Source organism: Pseudonocardia sp. ICBG1293 (genome assembly GCF_020131355.1).
Lineage (GTDB): Bacteria > Actinomycetota > Actinomycetes > Mycobacteriales > Pseudonocardiaceae > Pseudonocardia.
On the sequence record NZ_JAHLEL010000030.1, the window covers coordinates 36,982 to 48,143 of the forward strand.

Consider the following 11,162-nt stretch of genomic DNA (forward strand, 5'->3'; position numbering starts at 1 on the left):
CGGGTGCGGGTCAGCGCGCGGACCGCCGAGATCGGCGCCGCGGGCGATGGTGACCCCGACCTGCCCCGGAAGATCGAGGAACGTGCCTCGCTCCGTCGGATGATGCAGTGGCAGCAGCAGCGGGCCGCCAACCTCGAGACCGGCCACGCGCACCGGTCGAAGTGGGCCGAGGCGCACCGCGACGTCGCCGAGGATGCGCAGCTCGCCGCCGAGGAGCTGGCCCGGCGAAACCGGGCGGCCGACCGCGCCGGCGTGGTCACGCCGGATCCGCGCAAGGTCGGGCCGGACGCCGCGCCCGGCCGTGGGCAGGAGCCGTCCGTGCGGCGGCCGGCCCCAGCCGATCACCGGGACGTCGAGGGCCGGGACGTCGAGGGCCGGTCGAGCGGCGCGGCGCGGCGGGCGGTGCCGACCACGGCCGAGGGGATCGAGACGCTCCGGACGGCCCGGCAGACGTCCGACGAGCGGCGTGCCTACCAGCGCGGCCACGACGCCGCGCAGGACACCGCTCGCACGCAGGGGGCCGCCGCCGCGGCGGAAGCGGAGCGGCAGCAGCGCACAGCCGGGTACGACCACGTCCGCACCCAGCGTGAGGCCGCCACGGTCGAGCGCGGCGTCGAGCAGGACGGGCCCACGATCGAGATGTGACCGGCCGGGCCCGCTACTGGGGCGGGTCGGTTGTGGTGGCCGTGTGCCGGGCGATGAGCGCGGCCTCCTGGTCGAGCGCGTCGAGCAGTTCCGGGCTCGGCTGTTCCCAGGTGGTGCGCGGTCCCCACGGGGACCGGCACACCTCGTACTCCTGCCCGGTGATCCGCTCGTGCATCGGCGGGTCGAGGATCTCGAAGTCGTACCCGCCCGGGGGCGGACCCCACCGGCACCCGAACCGGTCCTCCGTCCGCCCCTGCAACACCTGGTCGTACAGCGGGAGGACAGCGCGGATGCCGCGGCGCAGGCGGTGCACGTCGACCGGGAGGCGGCGACCGTCCCGCACCGACACACCGATCCGGCCGACGTAGAGGTGATGGTGGACCCGGACCCGGTCCGGGTCCCCGTTCATGGTGGTCTCACCGTGGGCGGTGAGGTCGAGGCGGGCCGGGACCGGGGCTCCGTGCTCGTCGAGGACGAACCCGCCGAGCCGCTGCACCTGCTGCACGGTGCGGGCGATCGCGTCGTCGTAGACCCGCAGGCAGGCCGCTGCGTCGGTTCCGCGGCCGGTGCGGAACAGGTCGTCGACGAACGCGGAGAACGACAGCGGGGCGCGGAACTGCACGTCGAGCGCGTCCGCGGGTGGTGCGTCGGCGGGGTCTTCCGGGTCGAACAGACGGCCGGGTTCGAGCCAGGTCTCCCCGATTCGTCCGAGGTCAGCCATCGTGTCCGCCTCCTAGGCGCGTCGCCGGTCGCAGGGTAGAGGACCCCACCGACAACTTCCCCCGTCTCCGACAACGCACAGCGCGGCGCTACATGCGGTAACGGTCCGAGAGGCTCGGGCCCGGCGGTATCCAACTCGCATTCACGACAGGGTCGATCCCGAGGTGACGGGCATGTTCCTGCACCGGCGCCGGGTCCGGGATCCAGTCCGCCTCGATCGTGTCGACACACAGCGGGCAGACCGGAGCGCAGGCGACTCCGTACCGGGTGTTGATCGCGTACCGGGCCATTTCCGGGTCCTGCTCCGCACATCCGGCGCACTTCACGTACCGAGGCAGCGGAGGGCATCCGCTGGTGTCATACGGCGTCTTGCCCATCGTCTTGACCTCCCCGCGCGGCGCGTGCCGCACTCCGGCCCTCCGGCCTTGTATTCAGTAGTGCAGTGTTGCAGTAGCTCCGTCTTGCAGTAATGCAGTAACAGCGTAGTTACTGTCTGCCGTAGCCGGTGGGATCCTCGGCGATCCGGTCCCGGACAGCGTCGGCGAGCCCTGGGGTTGCGTCCAGCTCGGCGAGTAGGGCCCGGACCACGACCGCGCCAGGCAGGTCCGCGGCCATGCCCAGGGCCTCACGGAGAGCGTTTCGTCGGGCCCGGAGCCGCTCGTGAGCCAGTGGGGACAGATCTACCGTCATCCGTACCGGCTTCGTCCGCGGTGCGATGCTGGCAGGGCGCCCCGGGCGAGCTGCCGCCCGGGGCGGCGGAGCCTGATCGTGGGGCGGGGAGAGCGGTCCCGGGTCTCGCTGGGCCTCGCCCGAGTCGGCGGCCGGTGTGCGGTTCGCCGCGCGGGCTGCACGTGCCCGCAGGTCGTCGCGTCGGGTCACCAGTCACCCCGCCCGGCGATCTCGGCGGCGGCGTCCACCACGGCGGTATCCTCGGCCCGCAGCGTCACCGGCCCGCCGATGGCCTGGGCGTAGCGCTCGGCCATCGGGATTACCGCGCGGCAGGAGTAGCGCCGCGACTCGTCCAGCATCTCCCGGTAGACCGCCGCGCTGGTGGTGCCCGTCCGAACTCGGTTCCACAGCACCGACACCACCGCCGGGCGGGCGCGCAGCGGCTCCACCTCGTCCAGCGCGTCCCACACCGTCGGCAGGACGTCCCACTCCGACGAAGTGGGGGCGAGGGTCACCACCACGTCGGTTGCGGCGCGCATCGCCGAGTAGACGATGCCGCGCTGAAGCTCCAGCGGCGGGGTGTCCACGACGGCGACGTCGTAGCGGTCCGGCGACACGATCCCGGGCAGGTCAGCGTGCAGCTTGTTGGTGGCCAGCCCGACCACGGGAATGGACCAGTCCGCGTCCTGTGCCCAGCGGGTCAGCGTGCCTTGCGGGTCGGCATCCACCGCGATCACGCGGCGGCCGGCCCCGGCCCATGCGTGCGCGAGAAGGCCGGTGCTCGTGGACTTCCCGCTACCGCCTTTCAAGTTCGTGACGGTGACCACGCGCAGCCCAGGCCCGGGAGAAGGAGGTGAAGGAGTCATGCGACGAGCGTACGTACTGCTGTACTGCGTGCAGTACTGCCGTAGCTACTGCCGTAGCTACTGTGGGGAAGCGACACACCCGCGCCCCTGCCGGGGCGTGCCTCCGGCGGCCCCTCCGGGGAGGGCCTCAGCTCCAGGATGAGGGGGAAGGGCGTGGGTCATCCCGTCACGACGGCGCCCCAAGGGACAACCAGGTCAGGGGCCCCGCGTCAACCGGAAGAGCTGGTTGACACGGAACCCCTGACCTGGTCGGGCAGAGCCCGCCGACGCGACGGGATGCCCCACAGACACCCGAGCGGGGCGGGCGCCCCCAACCGCAGACCGATCAGCCGGCCTCACGCGCCCGGCGCTCCGCAACGTCCTGGTCGACAGCCCGTCGCCAGAACGGAGCCCAGTGGTCCGGGTGGATCGGATCCCACACCACCTGGATAGTGTCCGATCCGTGCCGGTCCTTGACCGGCGCTTTCCGGGTGACCTTCCCGGTCAGGGGCCGCCCATCGTCGGTAACCGAGGGACGGCCGGCGGCGTCCGCACCGTCATGCCGTCCCGGTTCACAGTTCCACTCAAGCCCCGATCGTTCGTTCAGCTGTCGCCGCGAGCCGGCGAGTGGCTCCTCCCCGAGATTGAGGTTCCCCCGCTTTGCCGGAGTGTCTGAACACTGGTTCGATCTTGAGGGCCAGGAAGGAAGGCACTGGTGCCCGCACCGAAAAAGTACCCCGATGAGCTGCGCGAACGAGCGGTTCGGCTGTATCGGGAGTCCGACCCTCGCCCGACGTTCCGGGGGCTCGCCGAGCAGCTCGGGGTGCATCACGAGGCCCTGCGCAACTGGGTCCGTCAGGCCGAGGCAGACACCGGCGAGCGCCATGATCGGCCGTCGACCGACATGCTCGCCGAGAACCGCCGGCTCGCGCGGGAGAACGCTGAGCTGCGGCGGGTCAACGAGGTCCTGCGCGCGGCGAGCGCCTATTTCGCCAGCGAGATCGGCCCGACCCGGAGGAAATCATGAGCTTCGTCGATGCCCATGATTTCCCCGCCGGTCTCGTACTACGGGTCCTGAACATCGCGGCCTCGACCTACTACGACTGGCGCGCCCGCCGCGCGAACCCCTCTCAGCGGCAGCTCGACGACGCCGTCCTGCTTGAGCAGATCGTGAAGATCCGCTCGGTGAGCGAGTTCGCCACCACCTACGGATCCCCGCGGGTGTGGCTGGAGCTGCGCCGCCAGGGCGTGCACGTCGGGCGCAAGCGCGTCGCTCGGATCATGCGCGAGCACGGCCTTCAGGGCGCGCACCTGCGTCGCGGCTGGAAGGGCGGCTCGACCCGGCAGAATCCGGCCCACCGCCCGGCGCCGGACCTGCTCGAACGCGACTTCACCGCGACCGCGCCCAACCGGGTGTGGGTGGCGGACCTGACTCGCATCGTCACCGGTGAGGGCGTGTTGTGGCTGGCCTCGGTGCGGGACGCGTTCTCCAACCGGGTCGTCGGCTGGGCCACCGACCCGCGAGCCACGACGGTGCTGGTGCTGACCGCGCTCAACCACGCGCTGCGCTCCCGGAGCCTGCGTCCCGGTCAGTTGATCTTTCACAGCGACAAGGGGGCCCAATACACGGCACTGCGATTCACTCAGCGCCTGGTCGACGCGGGTGTCGCCCCGTCGACAGGGTCCACAGGGGACAGCTATGACAACGCCCTCGCCGAGAACCTGTGGTCCACGCTCAAGATCGAGCTGCTCTACTGGCCCGGGACGGGCTTCGCGACCCGCTGCGAGGCCGAGCATGCGCTGATCCGCTACCTCGACGGCTGGTACAACCCGCGCCGGATCCAGGCCCGCCTCGGAGGGCTCTCACCCGACGAGTACGAAGACGACTATCGTCGCGCCCAGCGCGACGCCGACAGGTAACCCGCACTCCGGCAAACCGGGGGAAGCTCACGATACGGCCAGCAGCTGTTCCTGGCCAACACCCACTACCGGCCGCGCGGTTCGAAACCAGCCCCCAAGCCACGCCGATTGCGAACGGTCACCGCCCAGGACGAGTTCGTCCCGGTGGCCGAGCACCAGATGGCGCTGTTCCCAGCACTCCCTCGCCTGATGAGCCTGCGCGATCTCGCGCCACTGCCCGAGTCGGATCTCGCCCACCAGCTCGACGCAACGCTGCAGGGCCACGCTCGTGAACACGGCTGGAGTCCGCGGCTGAGGAACGTCGTTGCAGGGTCGCTGCGAGCGCTGCAGCAGTGGCAGGACACTCCAGGAGCGGTGATCTCCGCCAGAACCGCGCAGGAGCTGCTCTCCCAGGCCGGCGTCACCACAGTCACCTCCACCCTGGAGGTCCTCGACGCCGCGGGACTGCTGAACGACGATCGAGTCCCGGCCGTGCGCCGCTTCTTCCTCGACCGGATCGACGGTCTGCCGGAGCCGATGCACGAACAGCTCGACACCTGGTACTCCGTGATGATCGACGGGAGCCAGCGGGCACCGCGGCGCCATCCCCGCAGCCACCGGACGATCCGGCTCAACATCCGCGGCATGGCCCCCCTCCTTCATGGTTGGGCGGCAGCCGGTCACACCTCGCTCGCCACGATCACTCGTGACGACGTACGCGCCGACTTGCCCAACGAACCGGTCGCCCGCCTGCACGCACTCGCAGGGCTGCGTTCGCTGTTCACCGTCCTTAGAGGTCATTTCAGAACGAGGTCGACGTGTCTGTTGTAGACGACAAGCGGCTATCTGACCTGCCGTTTGATCTGTCGTCGAGGGGTCAATGGAAACTCGACAAGTCGTTCTGAAACGACCTCTTAAGGGACGACGCGCAATCTTCACCAACCCGACCACCCGGATAAACGCCCGACCGGAACTGAGGAACCAGCCTCTCCCGGTCGACACCTCGACCTTGCGCGCGGCGCTCAACGATCCCGACCCCGCCCGCGCGTTCGCCGTCGCCATGGTCGCGTTCCACGGCATCAGCGCCCAGGAGCTCCGGCAGATCAAGCTCACCGACATCGTCGACGGCTACCTGCGACTGCCCGACCGCGGGATCCCACTGGCCGAGCCGGTCCGGGTCCGACTGCGCGCCTACCTCGACCACCGTGTCGAGCGATGGCCAATCACGGCGAATCCGCACCTGCTGATCAACCGGCGGACCGCTCCGAGAACGACCCCCGTCGACGCTCGCCACCCCTGGCACAAGCTGCAGGTCAACGCCCAGGCAGTCCGAGAGGACCGGATCCTGCACGAGGTGTTCGCGACCGCCGGGGACCTCCGCCGCATCTGCGAGCTGTTCGGACTCAGCGTCACCGCCGCCGCGCGTTACACCAGCGTCCTCGACCACCCCGACCTCGCCGAGACCAACAGTTGACGAACCCACGGGCCGCAGTACGCTCATGACGTCGCCACAACCCTCAGGTTCGGCTTGTCAGCTCCGTGGGACTGCGGGAACTTCCGACGGGCTCCGCGGAGTCCGGCGTTCGTGTCGAAGATCGCTTTCTCGGTCGCGGAAAGCACCGTCTGGATCTTCATGCCGGGTCGGTTCTCCAGCTTCCACAGTGCCCGGCCCTGGCCCTCCATGGCCCAGCCGGTGATCACGGCCTGCTCGCGCTCGGACAGACCGAGCTCGTCGCCGAGCTCGTCGCCGACCCGGGTGGACTGGCCGAGCAGGATCCGGGTCGAGCACAGTGCGAGGAGGTCCTTGGCGATGGAGACCTCCTGGGAGCCGGCGGCGCCGACCGAGAGCAGGTCGGAGGGCTTGTGCATCACCAGCAGCTGGATCTTGCGTTCCGCGCGCGACAGGCGCAGGTCGGAGTCGACGGCGTGGACGGCTCGGAGCCCGAGGCGCATTTGGCGCCAGACCTCGTCGCGGACGACGATGCGCACGTCGCCGTCGTCTTGGAGGTCGGTGATCATCGACGACCAGGAGCCGAGGCAGGTCAGGGCGACCGCGATCGCCTGGTCCCCGCGGCTCCGAAGCAGGGACAGGTCCATGGACTGGACGGGTGCGTCCCAGTCGAGGTCGAAGTTCGTCGGCTCATCGAACAGCCCCGAGAGCGGGCCGACGACGAGGTTCGAGAGGGCGTCGGTGATGGGGCGGGTGTGGTCGAGGAATTGGCGGTGGTCGGCGAAGCGCAGCTCGCGGCACAGATCCGGGTCGGGGTTGGCGAGCTGGGCCACGACCTGCGGGATCGTGATCGGCCGCAGATCCGAATAGCCGTCCGCCGCGCCGACCAGGCGCCGCAGGGTGGTGGAGATGACCAGCTCGTCGGTGACGGTGGGCGGGTAGCCCTGGGCTTCGGCTAGGGCGTGTCTCCTAAAGTGCGCAACCAGGTCACGATGGTCTTCAGGACGACCCCGCCGCGGTAGGTCAGGGCGAGTTTGTCGTAGCGGGTCGCGAGGCCGCGCCACTGCTTGACCTCGCAGAACCCGCGTTCGACGACGTTGCGGCCGCGGTAGTCGACCCGGTCGAACGCCGGTGGTCGGCCGCCGCGTGTGCCGCGTCGTTTCCGGTGTCCCTGCTGGTCAGCCGGCTCCGGGATGACCGCGACGATCCGTCGTCTGCGCAGGTGGGCGCGGATGGCGCGTGAGGAGTAGGCCTTATCTGCGCGGACCCGCTCGGGTCGGGTCCGCGGTCGGCCCGGACCGACCCGTCCGACGCTCAGATGTGACATCAGGTGCGCGAACATCGGGGCGTCACCGGCCTGTCCGGGGCCGACGAGTACGACCAGCGGGCGGCCGTGTCCGTCAACGAGCTGGTGGATCTTCGTGCCGAGCCCTCCGCGGGAGCGGCCCAAGGCGTGATCGGGTGGCTCGATCAGCAGATTCTTGTAGTTCGATCCGGCCCCCTGTGTCTCGCTGCAGGGTCGCGGCGTGTTGGTGAGCGCGGATGATCGTCGAGTCGACCGACACGGCCCAGTCCACGAGACCGGCGGAGTCGGCATCGGCGAGCAGAGCTGCGAGAACGTGGTCCCAGGTGCCGTCACCGCAGTAGCGGCGGTGGCGTTTCCATAGGGTCTGCCACGGCCCGAACTCGACCGGGACATCACGCCAGGCCCGCCCGCAGCGGAACCGGTAGATGATCCCCTCGATCACTCTGCGGTGATCGGCGAACGGGCGCCCTGGCATCCCGTCCGACGAGGGCAGTAACGGCTCGAGTCGGTCCCACTGGGCATCGGTCAGGACGGCACGGCGCGACACCTACTGATCATCGCGCAGGCCCGACCAGCCGGGTTAGGAGACGCGCCCTAGGGCGGTGAGCAGTCGGGTTCAGCGGGCCAGGATGCCGGTGAGCTCCTCACGCTGGCGTTCGGTGTTCCAGGTGTTCCAGCGCGATCGGAGGGGGCCGAGGTCGAGGGCGTTGAGGCGGTGGTGGCTGCCGCGCCCGAGCGTGATCGGGGTGATCCCGAGTGCGCGGAGCAGTGGGGTGTATTCGCCTTTCACGTCTCCGGAGATGAGGGAGCGGACGCCGAAGAGCATCATGCGCAGCATTAGAGCGTCCGGCAGTAGAGGTGGCCGTGTGTCGGTGTTGGTAGAGACACGGACCTGCAAGTGATCATGGGATTGCTGATGTCCTGATGGTCGCCTGGAGAGTCCGTGCCTCTACCTGCAACGACACCCCCACGACCTCATTTGCCGGGCGCTCTTAGAGGTCGTTTCAGAACGACTTGTCGAGTTTCCATTGACCCCTCGACGACAGATCAAACGGCAGGTCAGATAGCCGCTTGTCGTCTACAACAGACACGTCGACCTCGTTCTGAAATGACCTCTAAGAGCGACGACGGTGGAGGATTTTCCGCGGCCGGGTTCGCCGAACACGACCAGGTTGGGGTTGGTGACCATCTGGCGCAGGACCCACTCGCTGGGGTGGACGTAGAACGCGCCACCGGACTGGGTGTCGTAACCGAGGCGGGCGCCGATCGCGGGCACCCCGTTGGAGGCCAGCAGCGGAAACAGCCCACCCACCTCGGCGGTGGTGGCCCGGTAGACCGGTGCCCGTCGGGCTGCATCGACCGCGGCCCAGCCGCGGCCGGGTTCACGGGGCCCCTGGCGAGGGGCGGTGGCCTGGTTGACGCGCTGCCGCCGTCCGCGGCGGTCGCTGTCCTGGGCCGGGTCACGGTCGGGCGCAGGTGTGCTGAGGGGAGCCACGGCCGGGTCTTCCCGCACTGGGTGCCGGTGATCGCCAGGACATCACCGCGAGCGGACGGCTCGGGTGGGAGTGTGGGCCGTCCGGTCATCGGGTCTTCTCCCCGGTCAGTGGCCTGTTCCAGGCGTGGTCGGTGTTGTAGAGGTCGAGTTCGTCGCGGGTGAGGGTGAGGTGGATGGGTAGGCCGGTGCGGCCGCCGGACTTGATCAAATATTTGCCGCGGCCGGGGTGGAGTTGGCCGGGGACCCAGGTCGGCGGGGCGGCCCACCCTCGCACCATCTGGGATTCCGCAGCGCTGAGTGGGGTGATGGTGCGGAGGCGGTCGAGGTCGGCGGCGTTCATGCCGCCGAGGACGGTGATGGCGTTGCGCCCGGCCATCCCGCGGGCCTTCGCGCGGTCCTCCGGAGTCGGGAGGGCGTCGAGGGAGTGGGTGACCTGGGCGGAGATCTCCCCACGGGAGCGGCCCAACCTGGTGACGCGGTCGGAGAGTTCGACCAGGCCGGGAGCGACGCGTAGCGCGCGCCAGAGTTCGTCCTGGACCCGGAACACGGTGCGCCGACGGCCGAGGGTGGTGGCGGCGGTGATGACTCCGGCGGCCCATGCCCAGGCCGAGAGCATGGCGGCGACGACGACGTCATCGTCGTCGTGATCGAGCGCGGAGATGTCCAGGGACAGTGCGGGAGTGTCCAGGTCGGCGCGCACTGAGGAGGGCCGGTCGAACAGTCCGCGCATCGCACCGGAGCAGAGCAGAGCAGAGCGAGGGTGTTGACCAGGCCGCGGGCCTCGCGGTGGTAGTCGGTGACGCTGTCGCAGGCGGTGACGGCGAGCAGCGTGGCCGGCGGGCTGGTCAGCACTCTGTGGTTCCCCCGAGATCGTGGAGGGTTCCCTATGCCGCGTCTCGAGTGAGGGCGGCGTTCTCGTAGACGATCGGTGCGAGCCCGGCGGCGGCGCTGTGTCGTCGCCGGTGGTTGTAGAAGCCGTAGCACCAGTCGATAACCACCGCCCGAGCCTTCGCAGTGGTGTCGAAGTCGTTGCGGGACAGCACTTCCCACTCCAGGCTGGAGAAGAACGCCTCCGCCGCGGCGTTGTCGAAACACGACCCGACCCATGGACTGGCGGATGTCCAGGCGGCGACACAACGTGGCGAACGCGCCGGCGGTGTAGGTCGAGCCGCGGTCGGTGTGAAAGATCACCCCTGCGATCCCGTCCGCGCCGCCGCGGGCCGCGACGGCCATCCGGATGGCCTCACACGCCAGCTCGGCGTTGGGGTGCAGCCCGGTGGCCGCGCCGAGCAACCTGCGCGAGTACAGGTCGATCACCGTGGCCAGATACAGCTTCCCGGCCGCGGTGGGGATCTCGGTCATGTCCCCGACCCAGCGGCGGTTCGGCTCGGCGGCGGTGAAGTCGCGGTTCAGCAGGTCCGGGAACTTCGGCGCCGCCTTGTCCTGGCGGGTCAGCCCGTTGCGCCTCCGGATGCGGCGGGCGACCAGGCTCTGTCGGCGCATCGAGTCCGCCACGGTCTTCTCCGACACCTTCCACCCCGCCTCACGTAGGTCCGCGTGCAACCGCGGCGAGCCGTGCAGACGCTCGGCGGCGTCGAACCCGGCCCTCACGGCGGCGTCGAGCGCGCGTCGGCGCTCCTCAGTCGCAGTCAGGCCGCCACCGGGACTGGTGGCGCGACTCAGCCACTTGTACAGCCAGGAGATCGACACGCCGAGCAGCGCGCAGGCCAGCGTGTGCGGCACCCGGTGGAAGGTCCTCTGGTCGGCGATGAAACGTGCCACGCTCACTTCGTCGCCTCCTTGACCCACAGGACCACGGATCGTTTGAGGACATCACGCTCCATCCGCAGCTCGGCGTTCTCCGCCCGCAGCCGCTTGAGCTCGGCGATGTCACCCCGGGAGAGGCCTTCGGTGTCCTCGCGGGCCTCCCGCGCTCGGGCCACCCAGTTGCCCAGTGTGCCCTCGTTGACCCCCAGGTCGCGGGCGATCTGGGCGATCGGCTTGCCGGTCTCCTCGACGATCCGGACCGCACCGTCACGGAACTCCCGGTCGTATCGCTTCCGTACCTCTGGCATCGCCACCCCTTATAGCTGATGCCTCCCCGATCATGGGGGAACCGCACTCCGAGGACAT

At 69.8% G+C, this 11,162-nt stretch carries 12 protein-coding genes and 3 pseudogenes; 5 read left to right on the top strand and 10 right to left on the bottom strand.

Annotated features, from left to right (window positions below; all coding sequences use genetic code 11):
* Positions 1 to 3 precede the first annotated feature (3 nt).
* Positions 4 to 645, top strand: coding sequence for a hypothetical protein (locus KPF47_RS13175; protein ID WP_224389133.1), 642 nt, complete (start codon positions 4 to 6; stop codon positions 643 to 645).
* Positions 646 to 658: 13 nt separating this feature from the next.
* Here KPF47_RS13175 and KPF47_RS13180 read toward each other — a convergent pair whose 3' ends face one another.
* Together KPF47_RS13180 and KPF47_RS13185 are read right to left on the bottom strand one after the other, a co-directional pair.
* Positions 659 to 1,366 (bottom strand): hypothetical protein, encoded by a 708-nt coding sequence (locus KPF47_RS13180; RefSeq protein ID WP_178373283.1) that lies wholly within the window; start codon positions 1,364 to 1,366, stop codon positions 659 to 661.
* An 874-nt stretch (positions 1,367 to 2,240) separates the two neighbouring features.
* Positions 2,241 to 2,861, bottom strand: a complete 621-nt coding sequence (locus tag KPF47_RS13185) for a ParA family protein (protein WP_308015391.1) — start codon at positions 2,859 to 2,861, stop codon at positions 2,241 to 2,243.
* 733 nt (positions 2,862 to 3,594) lie between these two features.
* On the opposite strand from KPF47_RS13185, the gene KPF47_RS13190 reads away from it, so the two are divergent.
* The 4 genes from KPF47_RS13190 to KPF47_RS13205 all read left to right on the top strand — a co-directional run bounded on the left by KPF47_RS13190 (position 3,595) and on the right by KPF47_RS13205 (position 6,252).
* Complete coding sequence (locus KPF47_RS13190) at positions 3,595 to 3,906, top strand: transposase (RefSeq protein ID WP_224388530.1); 312 nt, start codon at positions 3,595 to 3,597, stop codon at positions 3,904 to 3,906.
* The gene (locus tag KPF47_RS13195) at positions 3,903 to 4,799 is read left to right on the top strand and encodes an IS3 family transposase (RefSeq protein ID WP_224388541.1); all 897 of its coding nucleotides are present in this window, start codon (positions 3,903 to 3,905) and stop codon (positions 4,797 to 4,799) included. The genes KPF47_RS13190 and KPF47_RS13195 overlap by 4 nt, the downstream gene beginning before the upstream one ends.
* Before the next feature lie 144 nt (positions 4,800 to 4,943).
* A complete protein-coding gene (locus KPF47_RS13200) occupies positions 4,944 to 5,609 on the top strand; it encodes a hypothetical protein (protein ID WP_224389135.1) in 666 nt (221 codons plus the stop codon).
* 178 nt (positions 5,610 to 5,787) lie between these two features.
* Positions 5,788 to 6,252, top strand: coding sequence for a hypothetical protein (locus KPF47_RS13205; RefSeq protein ID WP_224389136.1), 465 nt, complete (start codon positions 5,788 to 5,790; stop codon positions 6,250 to 6,252).
* Positions 6,253 to 6,275: 23 nt separating this feature from the next.
* On the opposite strand, the gene KPF47_RS13210 is transcribed toward KPF47_RS13205, so the two are convergent.
* From KPF47_RS13210 to KPF47_RS13245, 8 genes and pseudogenes are all read right to left on the bottom strand, one after another.
* Complete coding sequence (locus KPF47_RS13210) at positions 6,276 to 7,292, bottom strand: hypothetical protein (protein WP_224389137.1); 1,017 nt, start codon at positions 7,290 to 7,292, stop codon at positions 6,276 to 6,278.
* Positions 7,184 to 8,081: pseudogene (locus tag KPF47_RS13215) on the bottom strand (IS5 family transposase). The gene KPF47_RS13210 and the pseudogene KPF47_RS13215 overlap by 109 nt, the downstream one beginning before the upstream one ends.
* A 69-nt stretch (positions 8,082 to 8,150) precedes the next feature.
* On the bottom strand, positions 8,151 to 8,372 hold the full coding sequence (locus KPF47_RS13220; RefSeq protein WP_224389138.1) for a hypothetical protein: 222 nt from the start codon (positions 8,370 to 8,372) through the stop codon (positions 8,151 to 8,153).
* A gap of 240 nt (positions 8,373 to 8,612) precedes the next feature.
* The gene (locus KPF47_RS13225; protein WP_224389139.1) at positions 8,613 to 9,029 is read right to left on the bottom strand and encodes a hypothetical protein; all 417 of its coding nucleotides are present in this window, start codon (positions 9,027 to 9,029) and stop codon (positions 8,613 to 8,615) included.
* Between the two features lie 85 nt (positions 9,030 to 9,114).
* A complete protein-coding gene (locus KPF47_RS13230) occupies positions 9,115 to 9,759 on the bottom strand; it encodes a hypothetical protein (RefSeq protein WP_224389144.1) in 645 nt (214 codons plus the stop codon).
* Positions 9,760 to 9,913: 154 nt separating this feature from the next.
* Positions 9,914 to 10,117, bottom strand: a pseudogene (locus KPF47_RS13235) (IS3 family transposase); the annotation flags it as partial.
* Between the two features lie 19 nt (positions 10,118 to 10,136).
* Positions 10,137 to 10,838: pseudogene (locus KPF47_RS40925) on the bottom strand (IS3 family transposase); the annotation flags it as partial.
* A complete protein-coding gene (locus tag KPF47_RS13245) occupies positions 10,814 to 11,104 on the bottom strand; it encodes a transposase (protein ID WP_178374588.1) in 291 nt (96 codons plus the stop codon). The gene KPF47_RS13245 and the pseudogene KPF47_RS40925, both read right to left, overlap by 25 nt.
* Between the last annotated feature and the right edge of the window lie 58 nt (positions 11,105 to 11,162).

What these genes read in the sequence shown, in the direction of transcription:
- KPF47_RS13180 (WP_178373283.1), bottom strand. Translation starts at nt 1,366, where the DNA reads ATGGCTGACCTCGGACGAATCGGGGAGACCTGGCTCGAACCCGGCCGT.
- KPF47_RS13195 (WP_224388541.1), top strand. Translation starts at nt 3,903, where the DNA reads ATGAGCTTCGTCGATGCCCATGATTTCCCCGCCGGTCTCGTACTACGG.
- KPF47_RS13220 (WP_224389138.1), bottom strand. Translation starts at nt 8,372, where the DNA reads ATGCTGCGCATGATGCTCTTCGGCGTCCGCTCCCTCATCTCCGGAGAC.
- KPF47_RS13230 (WP_224389144.1), bottom strand. Translation starts at nt 9,759, where the DNA reads ATGCGCGGACTGTTCGACCGGCCCTCCTCAGTGCGCGCCGACCTGGAC.
- KPF47_RS13245 (WP_178374588.1), bottom strand. Translation starts at nt 11,104, where the DNA reads ATGCCAGAGGTACGGAAGCGATACGACCGGGAGTTCCGTGACGGTGCG.